Source organism: Dictyobacter kobayashii (assembly GCF_003967555.1).
Classification (GTDB): Bacteria; Chloroflexota; Ktedonobacteria; order Ktedonobacterales; family Ktedonobacteraceae; genus Dictyobacter; species Dictyobacter kobayashii.
Window position 1 is genome coordinate 4,618,532 of sequence record NZ_BIFS01000001.1, and the last position, 15,250, is coordinate 4,633,781.

At 51.7% G+C, this 15,250-nt stretch carries 11 protein-coding genes; 5 read left to right on the forward strand and 6 right to left on the reverse strand.

The genetic code is table 11. From position 1 onward, the window contains the following. Window positions 1-159 precede the first annotated feature (159 nt). Window positions 160-1,035 carry a cytochrome c oxidase assembly protein gene (locus tag EL645_RS20210; RefSeq protein ID WP_126552177.1) on the forward strand — a complete coding sequence of 292 codons (876 nt, stop codon included), beginning with the start codon at window positions 160-162 and terminating at the stop codon, window positions 1,033-1,035. Between the two features lie 12 nt (window positions 1,036-1,047). Here EL645_RS20210 and aat read toward each other — a convergent pair whose 3' ends face one another. From aat to EL645_RS20235, 5 genes are all read right to left on the reverse strand, one after another. Continuing rightward, window positions 1,048-1,635 (reverse strand): leucyl/phenylalanyl-tRNA--protein transferase, encoded by a 588-nt coding sequence (aat, locus tag EL645_RS20215; protein ID WP_126552178.1) that lies wholly within the window; start codon window positions 1,633-1,635, stop codon window positions 1,048-1,050. 64 nt (window positions 1,636-1,699) lie between these two features. Next, window positions 1,700-2,503 (reverse strand): lipopolysaccharide biosynthesis protein, encoded by an 804-nt coding sequence (locus tag EL645_RS20220; RefSeq protein WP_126552179.1) that lies wholly within the window; start codon window positions 2,501-2,503, stop codon window positions 1,700-1,702. Further along, a complete protein-coding gene (locus EL645_RS20225; protein ID WP_126552180.1) occupies window positions 2,386-3,507 on the reverse strand; it encodes an MATE family efflux transporter in 1,122 nt (373 codons plus the stop codon). The genes EL645_RS20220 and EL645_RS20225 overlap by 118 nt, the downstream gene beginning before the upstream one ends. 10 nt (window positions 3,508-3,517) lie before the next feature. Then, on the reverse strand, window positions 3,518-3,958 hold the full coding sequence (locus EL645_RS20230; protein ID WP_136625250.1) for a hypothetical protein: 441 nt from the start codon (window positions 3,956-3,958) through the stop codon (window positions 3,518-3,520). An 11-nt stretch (window positions 3,959-3,969) separates the two neighbouring features. Further along, entirely contained in the window at window positions 3,970-5,517 is a 1,548-nt protein-coding gene (locus tag EL645_RS20235) for a glycoside hydrolase family 3 protein (RefSeq protein ID WP_126552182.1), read from the reverse strand. A 404-nt stretch (window positions 5,518-5,921) separates the two neighbouring features. On the opposite strand from EL645_RS20235, the gene EL645_RS20240 reads away from it, so the two are divergent. From EL645_RS20240 to EL645_RS20255, 4 genes are all read left to right on the forward strand, one after another. Next, window positions 5,922-9,962 (forward strand): HEAT repeat domain-containing protein, encoded by a 4,041-nt coding sequence (locus EL645_RS20240; protein WP_126552183.1) that lies wholly within the window; start codon window positions 5,922-5,924, stop codon window positions 9,960-9,962. Further along, window positions 9,959-11,155 (forward strand): hypothetical protein, encoded by a 1,197-nt coding sequence (locus EL645_RS20245; RefSeq protein ID WP_126552184.1) that lies wholly within the window; start codon window positions 9,959-9,961, stop codon window positions 11,153-11,155. The genes EL645_RS20240 and EL645_RS20245 overlap by 4 nt, the downstream gene beginning before the upstream one ends. Before the next feature lie 40 nt (window positions 11,156-11,195). Continuing rightward, window positions 11,196-13,130 carry a WD40 repeat domain-containing serine/threonine protein kinase gene (locus EL645_RS20250; protein ID WP_126552185.1) on the forward strand — a complete coding sequence of 645 codons (1,935 nt, stop codon included), beginning with the start codon at window positions 11,196-11,198 and terminating at the stop codon, window positions 13,128-13,130. A gap of 156 nt (window positions 13,131-13,286) precedes the next feature. Next, on the forward strand, window positions 13,287-13,799 hold the full coding sequence (locus EL645_RS20255) for a pyridoxamine 5'-phosphate oxidase family protein (protein WP_126552186.1): 513 nt from the start codon (window positions 13,287-13,289) through the stop codon (window positions 13,797-13,799). 100 nt (window positions 13,800-13,899) lie between these two features. Here the strand turns inward: EL645_RS20255 and EL645_RS20260 are convergent, their stop codons facing one another. Continuing rightward, complete coding sequence (locus EL645_RS20260; RefSeq protein WP_126552187.1) at window positions 13,900-15,231, reverse strand: NAD(P)/FAD-dependent oxidoreductase; 1,332 nt, start codon at window positions 15,229-15,231, stop codon at window positions 13,900-13,902. Window positions 15,232-15,250 lie beyond the last annotated feature (19 nt).

Here is a 15,250-nt window from a genome sequence, read left to right on the forward strand (position 1 = left end):
CTCCATTTCGGCAGAAGCACTATCTTCATCTTCCCATATGAGAGCGGCATTCCCCGTGACTTTTTAGCGTCATAGTTATTTGCACGTTCAACGTTCCTGCTCTATACTACATAACAGAGTTCTAGTTGTTGGTACCAAAAATTTTTGTGGAGTCTTTCTATGTTGAGTGGTCTATCTCTTGCCTGGTCCTGGAGTCCGGGTGGTTTGCTATGTTTTATCATTCTGGCCTTGCTCTATCTTCTGCGACTACGGCAGGTATATATTTTGCGTCAAAGAGATCCACAGGCTCCTACCGTCAGTAAGATCCGTGTTGCTTCTTTCTTTATTGGTCTACTACTGTTTGCGGCCCTTTTCTTTTCTCCGGTCCATACTATTGGTCGTACCCAGTTGTTTTCCGTCCACATGGCCGAGGTAGTAGTTTTGACTACCCTGTGCGCTCCATTGTTGCTGGGTGGTTGCTCGGAAGTCATCTTGCGCCCGATATTAGAGATCCCGGTTGTCAGCACGGTTGTGCGCTTTTTGACCAATCCGATTGTGACCTCGATTATCTTCAACGCATCTTTCCTGCTCTGGCATGCCCCTAAGATTTATAATGCCGCCATGCCCAACGTCTCGCTCTACAATACGATGATGCTGTGTATCTTCCTGACCTCCTTACTCAACTGGTGGCCGGTGATTGGTTCTTTATCCGAACTGAAGAAGCATGGCTATCCCTTGCAGATGCTGTATGTGATTTTAGATGGGCAACCGGTCGATATCTTTGCTTTTATCCTGGTCTATAGCGGAGTTCCTCTCTATACCCTCTATCGCATTCCGGTGCAAACGGGACTCAACGCCTTTGGCGACCAGGCTGCCGCCGGTGCCTTGCTCTTGCTTCCCGGCCTGATTGACCTGGTGGTTCTGTCGCCGCTCTTTATTAGCTGGATGGGTCAGATTGAGCATAAGACGCGCGCGGCTGACCTGCGCCGTTTAGCTGAGGCTGAGGCGATGGATTATGACGAAGAGGATGAAGATGTAGGGATCGAGGCTATCTAGCTCTGGATGTTTTTACCAGGTGCAGCGTAGCTGTAGAGCCTGTTGTAATCGTCGTTCGTATTCATGGCGAGGTATCTCGGTTACCCCGAGTGTGATCAGATGGGGGGTGGTAAATTGGGTGTCGTGCAGGATATAGCCTTGAGTTTGTAAATGTTCTACCAATGCGACCAGGCAAACTTTAGAGGCGTCGGTGGCGAATGAGAACATGCTTTCACCCATAAAAGCCGCCCCCAGCGCGACTCCATAGAGACCTCCCACCAGTTTGCCGGCGCGCCAGGCCTCGACGCTGTGGGCCAGTCCATGTTGATGCAGATACGTATACGTTTTGATAAATTCCTCATTGATCCAGGTGTCTTCACGTTTCCCACAGCAGCGCATGACCTCCTCAAACGAGGTATCCATGCGCACTTCATAGATTTGTTTACGGATCGTTGCCCTCAATGAGTGTGAGATATGCAGGTGCCGATGCTCCAGAATGGCGCGCGGATCTGGCGCATACCAGTCAATTCTCCCTTGATGATCGGCCATGGGAAAAATCCCCTGGGCGTAGGCCTGGACGACCAGGATTGGATCAAGTGGTTCGGGAGTGACGCGGCGCATGGCGTTGGGATTTCCTTTCTTACATCATATCTCTTGAGCAAGTGCCAGGAGGGCTAACCTGACTCTATGCCTGACGGCGACTAAAAAACCTCAGATATTTGCCCAGACGTGGATGCATGCTTTTAAGCATTGCCAGATCCGCTCCACTCAAAGGTTTGATCCATATTAAAAGTCCCAGGCACAAAACGATAAATAGACAACCCGATGCCCCTAACAAAATGCGATCTTTAGGGTGCCAGAGTAAACAGGGCAGGGCCGCTAACGCCAGCGCTAGCATAAAGCGGCAGGTGAAAACAAATAATTCGCGTCGGTCGGTGGCTGGAATATGGCGCACTACGAATAGCAAGAGCAGGACCCCCACGACGGTTTTGGCTAAGCCATCAGCGATCAGGGCTCCGGCCGCTCCAAACAAGGGAATACAGATGATGCCGCCGCCAATGACAATCACGATGCCCAGCCATTGACTGAGCACCACCTGCCGGGGCTTGCCCAGCACATAGAGGCTGGCCTGGTGGATCGTGGTACCCAGGATGCGTACCAGGAGATTAAAGAAGAGGAAGATGGTTAGTAGTGGCCAGACCGGATCGTACTTGCTGCCATACAGGATGTTGGTGATATTGGCTGCGTTAAAGAGGCAGAAGACCAGGACCGGCGCGGCCAACAGGGTCTCGACTTTAATCAATGCCTGCCAGGTCTGCCCCAGGCGCTGATGATTCTGGCCCACAAATGCTGCGGCCAGTGCTGATCCTCCTACCCGGCCAGTCCAGCCACCAGAAGCAGGTTGGCAGCATCCGCCAGTTGGAACGAGAGGTTGAAGTAACCAATGTTCGCTACCGAGATCATGAAGATGCCCAGCAGAATGATGGATATCTGTTTGAAGAGGGCGCCCGTTGCCAGGTTCGTTAGCCAGGCTGAAATACTGAGCAGCCAGATACTTTTAAAGGGTAGTTTGTAATCCGTGGCACTTTTCAATAAGAATGGCGCCTGCCAACATACGAATGTCACCGCATTCAGGAGGGCTACCAGTGCTTGCAACCATAGGATGCCTTCTATGCCCCAACCCAGTGATAGTAGGACAAAACCTGCCACTAACATAGCACCCTGGGTGATACTGCCAATGATCAGCACGATGTGCATACGCATCTGGGCCGCGCAGAATGCGTTAAATAGATTGGCGATGCCTGTACCAAAGACGTAGAGGGCGATTGGAATACTATATTTGACCAATAATGGATTCTGGAGGCTCTGGCCGATACTGGCGCTACCAGGAATAGGAATGAGTAGGAAGCCTCTGGCTAGCAGGGGCAGACCAAAGATTATCAGGGCCACGCTGGCAAAGAGGATTAATACACGGAAGGCCAGCAAATATCTGGCCAGCCTGGCCGCCACTCCCCTACCCTCTTCTGCCATGATGCGGGGTAAGAAGGTGACCGTTGCGTCCTCGATTCCCAGGGCTACCAGGTAGATGATGGTATTGATCGTGGTCTGGATAATCGCATAGATCCCATACTGATCAGTGGTGACCGCGCGTGTAATCAGTACAGTAAAGAGGAATGATGAGAGAAAGAACCAGAAGTTATAGACCTGGTTGATTAGATAGCTATTAGGGGCGCGCTTCAATAACCGTTGTGCTTCGGTATCTCCATGCGACGGTTTTTCATTAGATGTAGGTTGTATCATAGTAGTTGATTTTTCCAGGTGCAGATGTTTTTCAGGGAGAACACTGTGCCCTGCCATACTTTCTACAGAGTAATCGACCGTCTCAGTAGTGTGCCGATCCCTTCCATCTTCAACCTTAACCTCAACTGCTTCTCTATCAGATTGTTGGGCAACGCGTGTTAATCGCAATGGCCGTAAAGGCAATTTCTGCATAATTTGTATTTTAACTTATTTTAAACAAAAATCTTGCTAACCAGCCAATAGATCCTAGTCCAGCGAAGAGTTCTAGTAAACTCACGTTGGCCGTGATATGGTCAGGGGATACCATATAGAAGGCGCCTACTTTAAATGTGGCCGCCACCAGAAAGATGCCCAGACCAATCCATGCTGGTAGTGTAGCGAGCAGCAGTGCTTTTTGCCAGTGTTGGCAGCTAAAACCGATAGCGGTTGGCAGTAAATATAATAGCAGAGTAATCAAGGGCGCAATGCTGGCCGGATAAGGGCCATTCAAGGCAGCATTGGCCGAGAACGGCATGATGCGCGTCCAGAGCTGCGCTGGTACCAGGGCGCTGGCAACCAGCAGCGTCTCCAGCACCACTGCGACCCCGAGCGCAATCTCTCCATAATTCAGGGTCCTTCGTTGCATGAGGCGTAGATAGAGCATTGTTGGCCTTTCTATTTATTATTAGGGATGGGCAATAATCCCATTTGATATTTCATCATTAATATGCGGCGCACAGATTCATCAATGCGGGATGGTTGGATCCCTCCATTATTTAGTGCCTGCTTGATACCATTGATCATCTGTGCGACATCGTTAGGGCTTGCAGCTCCCATAATGATATCCGAGCCAGCTTCAATTGCCATGGCGGCCGCTTGATCAGGTGTGTAATAGGCTGTGATGCCTGCCATCGTTAAGCTATCTGTCATAATTACGCCCTGGTACCCCATCTCATCGCGCAATATGCCCGTTACCAGTTTGGATGAGAGGGAAGAGGGCTTGCTGGCATCAATGGCGGGCACTATCTCGTGCGTTACCATAATGGCGTGTACCTGCCCCTGTTTAATCAGGGTACGATAGGGGGCCCAATCAATTGCTTCTAGCTCACTTTTAGTACGTTGGATACTCGGCAAGCCTACATGGGGATCGACTGTGGCATCTCCCAGGCCAGGAAAATGTTTGAGCGTGCCAACTACTTTTTGACTCTGTTGCAATCCCTGTAGATAGGCTCCAGCCATGCGCGAGACCACTTCGGGTGTTGTTCCAAAGGTGCGCATATCCTGATGCATTTCTGAGGAGACCGAGTTGTCTACATCCACCACTGGTGCCAGATTCAGCGTAATACCGTAGGAAGAGAGATCCTGCGCATCCTGTATCCCGGCTGCCGTGACTTTCTGGATATCATTTGTAGCCCCCAGCGCGGCGGCCGAGGGACGAGGTCCATCCAGTTGCTGTAAGCGATCGACATTGCCTCCCTCTTGATCAATCGCCATGCTAATCGGTAGGTCGATCCTGGTATCACGGATCGCCTGTGTCAGGGTTTCAAATTGAGGCTTATCGATGATGTTGCCATTAGCGGAAAAGAGGATGACCGACCCAACCTGGTATTGGTTGATCATGGTCGAGAGCTGCAGTCCGTCAGTCGCACCGACAAATTGCACCATCATCATCTGCCCTAGTTTCTGATCCATGGACAACTTGTCGACGATGAGATTAATATATTCCTGGGGTGTAATTGCTGGCTGTTTTGCGCTGCGGTGGGCCTTATTAGTCGTACTGGATGTTAATCCAGAGAGAACGTCGTTCGCCTCCCCAGATGTACCTGCTATTGAATTGGATGGGTAGAGTATGCTGGCCCAGCCTTGTGACCCAATAAATTGAGGCTGTCCCAGATCAACGGCCTGCCAGACCAGAAATATAAGTATAAGGATCAGCCCGGCGGCTTTTTTTCTGCTTAATTGTTTGGATGGTTTCGTCCTGGCACCTCTATAATCAGGTCGTGATACAGGTATCTGGTTCTGTTTATCAACATTCTCTGAGAGCTCTTCTTTCGTGCTACTTGAGCTCTCCTTATCTGTGGGGAATGGAGGAAGCCGAGAATTTTCTGCATCGGGTTGCGCAATAGAAGCTTCAGAAGTATCTACTTGTTTATGTGCTTGGTCGGTTGGTAATGTATCTTCCTGCTCGGCTTTGTGCGCTGATAAAGGAGCAGTTGGCTCCATACAAGACCCCCTTAAAAAGAAAAAAAACTACCGCATTTACATATAAATGATAGGAAAATTGTTAGAGCTTATTGAGCTAAACACACTACATTGTTGAGTTATAAGCACAATATATTCAAGTATCTTATTGACAATCCTATCAAAGTAATACACATATCCTACAAAAAAACCAATCACTCCCTATAACTTATCCTTTCATACCATCTAGAAAGGGGGCGCCATGGGACTGATGTCCCGCAAAGAACAAATATCAGGGCTTTTCATACCTTCCCTCTCCGTCCTTCCCTCGGAAGGACGGAGAGTCTTAAAAAGCCCTGAACAAATATCTAATTGCTTGTTGAGATGGATTGACTGCGATATACTGTTTTTATTATGTTTATAAAAACAGATCCGGGGTATGCTAAATGAAACAAGTACAAAAAAATACTATCTCCCTGGGCATAAGCGGAGGGCGCCAGGCCCCTATGGTGCCACAGCGCATCCTTTTCTGCTTCCTGGTAGGATTGGGCATAACCTGCCTGCTCACCTTACTTATTGTTTTTGGTATCCTTTTTCCTTTCCATTTCCTCTCTAATCTGCCTTTTGTTCTTATTATTGCTTTGCCAGAACTCTGTATCTTTACCGGCATCTCTCTATTGGTTGCCAGACCCCTGGCTATTACTCGTTATCTCCGTGCAGTGCATGAAGCTCAAAAAGCCTACCATGATTTATATACGCCCCTAACTGCTCTGACGAATATTCGCCAGACCACCGATCTTGCGCAGGCCCAGGATCAAAGTGGGGCGGTGCAGCGCAATGAACAGATTTCTATCCTGCAGTTAGTAGAGAATCAGCGCTCTCATCTATTAATACTTGGTGTGCCGGGTGCCGGTAAAACTATGGCTCTGCGGGTCTATCAATATATTTCGTCCCAAAAGACATTGGGTCTGGCTATCAGTAAAAGCAAGATCCCGGTCTATGTGCCGATGAAAAACTATAGTTTGTTTCTGAAACAGCAACAACTTAATGTTTCTTTATCTGACAATCCCGATGAAGAGAATAGTGTTAATTCTACTGCCTCTCTCCTTTCTTATATCACGCAAAATGATCTGCCAGGGATGCGGTTTTTGCGTTCGTATCTACCTACACTGTTTGCGCAGGGTCGACTATTATTACTGTGCGATGGACTGAATGAGGTGGATAGTAGCTACATCCCACATGTCAGCCATGAGCTGGTTGAGATTATGCGCCAGGGGCAGAATCGCCTGGTCATGACCTGTCGTGAAGTGGATTATCGCGAGCAGGCTGAATTTGCCCAGCTGGTTGAGGATGGGCAGGCCGCGCGCGTCCTGGTGTATCCTCTACAGCCTGAGCAGGTGGCGGAGTTTGTGTCTCGCTATGTGGATAGGCAAGATGCCCAGTGGCAGCATAGCGCCGATCAGATTATGACGGTGATCGACCGTAGCCGTTTGCGTTACCACTGCACTAATCCGATGATGTTATTCACTCTGATGGGGATTATTGATAAGATCGGTGTGGAGCGTGGCAAGCAGGTCGATACGCGTGGGCGCCTGCTGCGTGAGTCTGTGCGGCAACTGTTGCAGCAGGAAATTGAAAAATGGGGCAGTGGTGCGCCGGCCGAACAGGATGTGGTGCGTTTCTTGAGCGAGGTAGCCTGCGCGGCCCGCTGGGCCCAGGACCGCAATGCGATCCAATTATCGGTCACTCCCCTGGGGAATTCGAGCTCTACCCATAATTTCGATGAGGTGCGCGATGAACTCAAATTCTGGTTAGACGAGCATCCGGCGCAAGGACCCTTTGTCGTTGACAACCAGCCTGGTTCTGATCCTTATGACGATCTCTCACTGCTACTGCAGTTTGCGCAGGGCGCGGGCCTGATTGAGATTAGCCCGGATGGCGTGTTAAGTTTTCGCCATGAGTTGATTGCGGAATACCTGGTGGCGGAATATTTCGTTGCCAGCGCGCCACGTTTACAGAACTCCCTGACGATTCGTGAAGAGCTCTTAGAGGATGTTGGGCGTTGGAGTGAGCCGGTCGCTATCTGGGCTGGCTTGCTGGATGATCCTCTAGAACTGGCCGAATGCTTTGGCTTGTTAGGCCTGAGCAATCAAGCCTACGTGTTGCAGGCCCTTACCCTGGGACTGGTGTGTATTGGTGTGCTATGGACGCCTCCACAGGCTGAGATCCAGTATCGTGTGGCGTTGCCGCCCAGTATTGAAGAGGCGCTCTCGGTGGCCGTTCGCAATAAAGCGGCCCGCGAGGAACTGGCCTTGATTTTCACCCATTGCGCTGAAGAAGGTGGCCAGGAGGTCTATCGTTCTCTACTGCCACTGATTACGGCTGACGGCGTGGATGAATTGTTGACCTTATTGGATCGCAATGTCGTGCCAGATCTGCTCTTTACTCAATTACAGGATGCTGTGGATGACATGGCGTATGAGCAGCAGGTAAAGCGCATTGTACGGGTGCTGGGACGGTTTGGTGAAACGGTGGTTGAGCGAGCCGTTGATCTCAGTTTGCCTGCTCCTGAACGCTCACTACGCTTACGGGCTGCCGCTGTAAATACCCTGGGTTGGACCAGTCAGAGTGGCGCGGTTGAACCCTTGATTGAGCGCTTACGCGATAGCGATCTCTTCATTGCTCAGCGTGCTACCAATGCATTAATTCGGCTGGGACCACAACTTATCTTGAATCGTGCCTTGCTGGAATTAGAAAATCGCCATCCTGGCCCCTTCCAGGCGCGCGTACACCAGGCTCTACTGACCATTATTGATCGTTTTCTGGATGATCAAGATGGTTCTAAATATCAGGTAACCCTGATGCAGTATCAGCATATCCTTGAGCATGTGGTACCCATGCTGTCCTCGAATTATCAGTCTGAGCCCGAGACTCAGCAGGTTGCACGCGAATTTATTGTCAAGCAGGGGAAGAGCTCTTCGGCTGCTGGAGGTCGCGAGCGGCGCTGGGAAAAGGCGATTGATGCCTTACTGGGTTATCTGTCGTCACAAGATGCTACCGCAGTCCAGAATATGGTGCAGGCTCTACAGGAGATTGGTTCCTCGGCTGTCCCACGTTTGATTGAGCGCTTGAATAATTCTTCTGAGGTGGTGCGGGTACGGGTGGTGCAGATCCTGAGTGAAGAGCGTGATTTCCGTGCGCTGGAGCCTCTGCTGCGTTTGCTGGCTGATCCCCAGCCGTCGGTGCGCCAGCAAGTATTTCATGCCCTGCAGGTCTATGCTCCTGAAAGCATTCCCGGCTTGATCGAGCGCATCTTAACCGATGCCGATGATGTGGTGGCCGAGCGCGCCTCTACTGTTTTGGAATCGATCGGAGATAGTGTGGTTGATCCGGTTATTGAGGCCCTCTCCACCGCTGTTTCGGGCCGTACCCGTTTCCTGGTTCAGGTCTTAGAGCATTTGCGTGATGTGCGGGCCGTGCCAGCTTTGATCCATCTGTTGGATCAACCCCGGCTTGAGCAACTGGTGATCATCGCTATTATCCGAGCCCTCTGTCAGTTCTCAGATGTACGCGTGGTTGCTCCTCTACTCAATCTATTGTCGATGAGCCATACTATGGTCTATGAAGCAGCTATCCAGGCTCTCAGTCAGTTAGGAATGGTGGCTTTCCCTGGCCTGGTGGCAACGCTGGATACCAATAATGAAACCGTGGTCACGCAGCGTGTTCGACGTGCGTTGATGATGATGGAGCCGTTTCCGGGCGAGCAACTGATAGCAGTGCTAGAGCAGCGACGCAGCGTTGCCCAGGCCGAGCAGGTAGTCGCTGTCTTGCGCGATAAGGGGAAGGATGCCGCTCCTATGCTGGTGAAAAACTTGCTCCATCGCGATGAGTCGGTGCGCGAATATATTCATCTGACATTGGAGCAGATGCCTGGACATGCCGTTGTGCCTGCCCTGCTGGATGCATTGGATCAACCAGCGACCCGCAATGTGGTCAGCGCCTTATTGTTGAAGTATCCTCAGGAAGCTATTCCGCCGCTGGTGAGTCTGCTGGGTGAGCATGAACGTGGCGTCCTGGTCGCGGATCTGTTGCCACGCTATGGCCTGGCGGTGCTCAGACCATTGGTGATCGGATTAAATGACCAGCGTGCCAGTACACGGGAGGCTGCGCAGCGGGTGATTATTGCCCTGGTTCGCCAGCGGCAGGGTGATGAGCAGCAACGTGCTCTGCTTGAAGTGGTGCGCCTCTTCCATCCGACCTTGCCCCCGTACGCGCGCGAGGCTCTGTTAGAGCTCCTCACCGAGACCCTGGCTGATGTGAGTATGCCTGCGCTATTGGATGGGCTGGAGGATGCGCGTTTGATCGAAGATGTGGCCGAAGCCTTTGTGCGCCTGGCCCGCAAACCCGCGCGCCAGGAGGCCATTTTGGATCAACTGGTGAATGCGCTCTTCAATGATGAGCGTCGCCAGGGGCGGAGATCGCCTTGATCAGAAATGGTGGCCTGGTCGTCTCGCGTGTGGGCGATCTGATCGTCAATTCCAATCCGTCCGTGGCCAAGTCGGCCCAGTTTATTCTCAGTGAGATTGGCGTGCCGGCCCTCTCCTTTATCTGGAGCGCTCAGAGTGATCGCAGCAATCTGGCGCGGCGTGAGGCTGCGATGGCAGTCTTTCGCAGTATGCCACCCGAAGTGATCAAAAATGAGCTGGTTTCATTGCTCGTCGGGGATGACCGGGATGATATTGCGATGGCTGTCTCTCTCCTCCTGGAGCGTATTCATGAAGAGGCCAAGTTGCCGTATCAAGAGCATGTGATGGTGCCAGAATTAATTGAATTTGTGCAGACCAGCACTGTGCAGGAGACGAACCTGCGCATCATGGCCCTGCTACTGTTGCTGGGTGAGCAGACAGTTATCGATCATATGGTGCAGGCGCTGATTGATAATCCGCTCCAGCGCAAACAACTGGTCTATCTCTTCTTATTACTTGGCCCCAAGACGCAACATCTATTGCTGGAGGTGTTTGACGATCCCGATTCTCCTGCCGCTCTGCGTGCTGAGGTCGCCTCGCTGTTGAGCATGACTATTGCTCCAGAAGATGTCAAAGACTACGTTTATAATATTGATCGCTATGGTATCGCGAATCGCCGACCTGGCTCTCCGTATCCTGAAGAGCTCTCCGTCTCTTTGCGTGCCCTGGGTGGTCTGCTGGTCAGTGGACAATGGGATGTGCGTAAGCTACAGGAGTTGCGCGAAGATAAGTCTGAAGAAGGCGCTTTGCGCGAGGTTGCCAATGTTCTGCTTGGCTGGCGTTATGAGCCGCAACTGCTAAAATTGCAGCAAGAGAACGATCTTCAGCGCGAAAACTTCAAGAAAGACCTGCTGGCCTCTACTGTGAAGATGGCTGAGCAGCAGACGCGTATCAGTAGCCTGGAAGAGGAACTGGAGAAGGTCAACGATGCGCATGGCGTGCACGAAGACGAACTGAAGAAGGCTTTGCGCGAGAAAGATGGGCTCAAGGCTATGGTTGAGCAATTGACCAAAGAGCGCAACCGTTTACGCCTGGAGGTGGAGCAGTTAGAGGACGATAAGAGTGAGCTGATTGATCGTTACCAGGCTATGCAGCGCCAGTTGCCTAAAGGCCCAACCAGCAGCAGTAGCCAGTCGCAACGCTCACATCCATAAATGCGGTCCTCGTGGCCGCTTGCTTTGATAGGGAGGGTCAATGGGGGCCGAGCGCTATGAATTGAAGCGGACCTTGCCGAGTGGACATATGAGTGAGGTCTGGTTGGCCTATGATCATGAGAAGGATCTGGATGTGGTGGTGAAGATCATGCGGGTCCATGAGGGTGATGAGCAGCGTAACCAGAAAACCGAAGAGCGTTTCGCGCGCGAAATCGCGATTCTGCAAGATCTGAGCCATCCTCAGATCTTGCCCTTGCTGGATTCTGGTTACATGTTGTATAAGCAGCGCAATGTGCCTTACCTGGTTTCACCCTATATTCCTGAAGGGTCGCTGGCCACTTTGATGAACCAGCGCCCTCCCTGGCAATCCTGGTCTCTACGCCAGGTGGCGGATGCTGTGCTGCAGGCGGCGGACTGTCTGTGGTATCTACATTGCCACCATCCACAAATAGTGCATGAAGATGTCAAGCCAGGCAATTTTCTCTATCGTACGGTGAATGTCCCTGAGCGCGCTGTCTACCTTTATCTGTTTGACTTTGGTATTTCGCGTTATAAGCATCAATCCTTTGAAATGGCCAGTGAGATTGTAGGGACGCCCGCCTTTATGGCTCCCGAGCAGATTGAGCAGCAGGTTAATTGTGCCTCGGATCAGTATGCGCTGGCTGTCATGGCCTGTGTTTTGTTGACAGGACAGTTCCCGATCCAGACCACTGACCAGAACCGCCAGTACTACCTGGAGGCCCACCTCTATACGCCTCCGCAACCTCCCAGCGTTTTATCACCTGAGCGTATACAGTCAGCGCTGGTGGATAATGTTTTTTTGCGAGCCCTGGAGAAGCGGCCTGAGCGCCGTTTCCCCACTGTTCTGGCCTTTGCCCAGGCTTTGCGCCATGCGATCTATACGTATGGTGAGGACCAGACTGAGCCAGATCCTGGCCCGGCCTCGCTAACACCTCGTTTTTCTCTGCCCCTTGAACTAACTGATAGTGAAGATGGTCGCGTGCTTGATGAGCCTCTGCCTATCAAGCCTCCTAAGTCGATCTCGCTTGAACGTTCAGAGGGGATGGCACTTTTGCCGTTGCCTCTGCAAGGACCTGTTCGTGTGACGCTTCCTTCGCGCCCTAAAGCCCTCCATTGGTCACCGGATGGTATGGCCCTGGCCTGTGTACTCTATGGTTCTGTCTATATCTACCAGCCAGGCCATGATTTGCAACTGGTGTCTACTCCGAACGCTGGTCATGCCAGTGTCGTGAACTGGTCGGCGGATAGCCAGGTATTGGCCGTGGCTGGCGATCGAAAGGTATACTTCTGGCATGTCACTCGCGCTACCCTGTTACCTCATGCCTTGCAACTGACGATGAGTGCGCCGCTGGGTATGGATTGGTCTATACTGGATCAGCTAGCCATTTGGATCGACGCCTCGATCTGGATTTACCATCTCCCTCGTGCGCGTTTGCAGCAAGCACGGCCCTTGACGCCACAGCACATCTCTACCGGGACCATGCGCTGCGATAATCCTGGCACCCTGAGCTGGTCACCGGATGGTACGCGCCTGGCTGCTGGTTCCAGTCATGGAGAAGTGGTCTGCTGGCCCGTTGGTGGAAAGCAGGCAGTATGGCATGTGGCGGCCCTGGGCCAGAAGATTCAATGCCTGTGCTGGTCACGGGACGGTTCGCTGCTGGTCGTAGCGACTAAAGATCGCCGTGTGCTGGGCTGGGATGGGCAAACCCATGCCGAGCTATTGCACTGGGAGCACCTGCCTGCCTTACCACGCCTATTGACGCTCTCTCCACGCGGGCGTATCACTGTGGTCTCCAGCGAAAAGCGTTTATTGATTGGCTCTGCCCAATCTTCCCATCCCTCGCTAACGATTCCTGGCCAACTCCTGGCCGCCTGGTCGCCTGTCAAAAATGAGCTGGCAACCCTGGATGACCAGGCTCCCAACGTACTTACAATCTGGTCCGAAGACGCATAGGGCCAGCCCTCAGAGATAGCTGCCAGGGGTTTCATATTGTATCCTCCTAACTTGTTCCTGCGTATACCAATTGTATCCATCAAGTCTAAAAGTACATAAAAAGTAGATGCGTTCCCTGTGAGCGTTTGCATGTAGAAATAGATTGGAGGGTGTTTTATGAGTGCACATACTGAAAATAAAAGCGATACTAAACTCTTGAGTGAAAAAATTAAAGATATCCGTATGGCGATGATGACAACGATCGAGCCAGACGGAAGCCTGCATAGCCGACCGATGGCCACCCAGGACTTTAAAGCGCTAGAGTTTGATGGTGATCTCTGGTTTTTGACCTATGTTACTTCCCCAAAGGTGGAGGACGTGCAGCAGCATCAGCAGGTCAATTTAAGCTACAGCAAGCCTGGTGATAACCTGTTCGTATCTGTGTCAGGTACTGCCCAGATCGTACAAGATCGCCAGAAAATCAAAGATCTCTGGAATCCTTTCTTCAAAACCTGGTTCCCCAATGGCGAAGATGATCCCAACATCGTACTCCTGAAAGTCCACGTCCAGAGTGCCGAGTACTGGGATGCCCCATCTGGCAAAATGGGCCTCCTGTACACCATCGTCAAAGGTTTAACTACCCATGGCGAAAAACAGGCCGGCGAAGACGTAAAATTAAACATGCAATAACCCCAATTGAAAAGCGCCTACAAGAGGCGCTTTTCAAGCTTATTTCATAAAAGCCCCGCACGTACTTTTCGTGTTTCTTGTTGCGCTCAGTAACCTCGCTTCAAGCGCCATTATGTTTGCTTTGCGACGCTTTCTTTTGGTGGGGAATGGAGAGCCACGCCGAGCGCGTAATGATCCTTGCCCGGCGTTGAAAGCGTAGATAGGACCAGCCCCATTGCAGCATGACAATCACCCGGTTTTCATAGCCAATCAGATAGACAATATGTACCGCTAACCAGAGTATCCAGGCCAGAAAACCCGCGAAGCGGATCTTACCCACGTTTACGATCGCGAAGGCACGTCCCACCGTAGCCATATAGCCTTTGTCATGATAGCGAAATGGCGCGATCGGCTGACTATTGGTCAGCCTCTGTCCAATCACGGATGCCACATACCTCCCCTGTTGCATCGCTACCGGGGCAATGCCTGGCAGCGGCTTGCCATCTTGCATCAAGGTAGCCGTATCTCCCAGCACAAATATTTCTGGATGTTCGGGTAGTGAAAGATCAGGCAGCACCTTGACACGACCAGCCCGGTCGGTCTCTGCATTTAACCATTTGCCTGCCGATGAAGCCAGCACACCTGCGGTCCAGATGACGGTATCGGAGGGAATCCATTCTCCCCTGGCAATCACGCCGTCGGTTGTCATCTCTTCCAGCGGGGAGTTGACGCGGATATCTACACCCAGGCGTTGTAGTTCATGTTTGGCTTTGCTGGAAAGCTCTGCTGGAAAGGCGTTCAGGATATTGGGTAGGGCCTCGATCAACAGGATATGAATCCTGCTTGGATCGATATGGCGAAACTCGGGAATAAGTGTCTTAAAGGCCAGTTCAGCGATGGCTCCGGCCAGTTCTACGCCGGTTGGGCCTCCTCCAATTACTACAAAGGTCAGTAGCTGCTGGATGCGCTCTGGATTGGTTTCAATCTCTGCCTTCTCAAAAGCCAGCAGTAGTTTGCGGCGGATCTCCTGGGCGTCTTCGATAGATTTCAGTCCTGGCGCCAGTGGTTTCCAGCTTTCGGTATGGCCAAAGTAATTCTCATGGGCACCGGTGGCGACGATTAAATAGTCATAGCTGATGTTGCCGTGGCGCAAGTATACACGCTTCTCGTCCATGTTGATACCCGTTACTTCGGACATGATCACGACCGTGTTTTTCTGCTTGCGTAAGACATGCCGGATCGGGGTGCTGATATCGGCGGGCGAGAGGGCCGCTGTGGCCACTTGATATAACAGGGGTTGGAATAGATGGTGATTAGTCCGATCAATCACTGTGAGCTGTAATGCTGGCTCTTTCTTGCCGAGCGCGAGAGCAGCCTGCAGACCACCAAAGCCACCACCAATAATAACAACATGTGGATGCGTACCAGGCGAAGTTTTATCCTGTACAGTCATGAGAAAGTGCGCCTTTCGT